This is a genomic window from Achromobacter ruhlandii (genome assembly GCF_902859695.1).
GTDB classification, from domain to species: domain Bacteria; phylum Pseudomonadota; class Gammaproteobacteria; order Burkholderiales; family Burkholderiaceae_B; genus Achromobacter; species Achromobacter ruhlandii.
Window position 1 is genome coordinate 1 of sequence record NZ_CADIJL010000081.1, and the last position, 1,224, is coordinate 1,224.

The window sequence follows — 1,224 nt, forward strand, 5'->3', positions numbered from 1 at the left end:
CCCAATGGCGGCCGTGAAATCCGTTCGCTGAGCATTCATCCGAATGACAACGACTGGTTGTTCGTCGAGTGCGTTGAGCGGATTCATCAGCGTTGTGACGTAATGCGCTATCAGTTGACGACAGGCCGCTTGTATCGTTACGGATTACCTGAAGGCTTTCGCTACACGTACGCACACTATTCGCCTCAAGGGCGCTACATCGTAATGTCACGTCGGAAGATTCCGGGTGACTCCGAAGACGAGGAGCGCCGTTCGCTGAATGAATCTGAAATTGCGCTGGTGCCCAGCGAAGGCGGTGTGCTGACGATCATTCCGGCGGCGCAAGGAAACAAATTATCCCCTTTCATGTCTCCGGACGAGACGAAAATCGCATTCTGGCGCAGTGCGCGCTTGGTGCCACCCGGTCGGCGTGTGCGGCTTCTAGAGTTCGATCTCTGGGAATTTGACCTTTCAAGCGGCACGGAACGGCCTTTCTCGGGTTTGTTCAAGTTTGTCGAAGGGGGGCAGGCGCAGTACGTTTCGGACGACGAAATTCTCCTCCAATCCTACGGTCCGTCCGGGCTCTTCGCCGATTACCACGATCGCTATGGGGGGAGCGAGATTTATCGAATGAGACGTGGAGACGACAAGGTGCCAGTCCCATGTGCCTTTGATGGAATCTCGCATGCTGAACTGCCGTCCCAGGACCGGGCCGGCCATCTTTGCCTCCAGGGACAAACGCGTCGCCATGGCTTGAGTGTGATCCGCCTGTCCTCGCAAGGCGTGCGGCAAGGGTGGCAGTTAATGCCTGCGGATTCGGGGTCGATATTTGAGCCTCGCGAATTGCTATGTGCGCCCGGCGGCGGCTATATCGCGACGATCTACATGGATCAGCCCTCCACTCGGGGCAACAGGCTTGGAGGAATGGCCATGCTGGATATCGCTACTACCACGTGGTCTGCGATCCAACTGCCTTCGTGGGCAGATGCAGAGATCATCCCTGTGACAGTCTCATCCAGACTCGGCAATAACGAAGTGAAACCGTAGTGCTTGACGATTAGCGTGAACGAAGATGGCTTCCGAATACGGCGATATCAGGCTCCTCAACCCCCATTGGGATGAACTGGCCAGTCTTGTTCCCATATACGGCAATTGGTGCGGGCCCGATTGGTCCGCGGGGCAGCGCGGTGGAGAACTGAGTCGGGACGAGCTTGTTCGAGGAGCGGTGTTCAAACGCCCGGGAGT

General features: G+C 57.0%; 1 protein-coding gene. It reads left to right on the forward strand.

The features are described from left to right. A partial coding sequence (locus HV742_RS32020) for a TolB family protein (protein ID WP_175147286.1) occupies positions 1–1,026 on the forward strand: 1,026 nt, incomplete at its 5' end. Between the last annotated feature and the right edge of the window lie 198 nt (positions 1,027–1,224).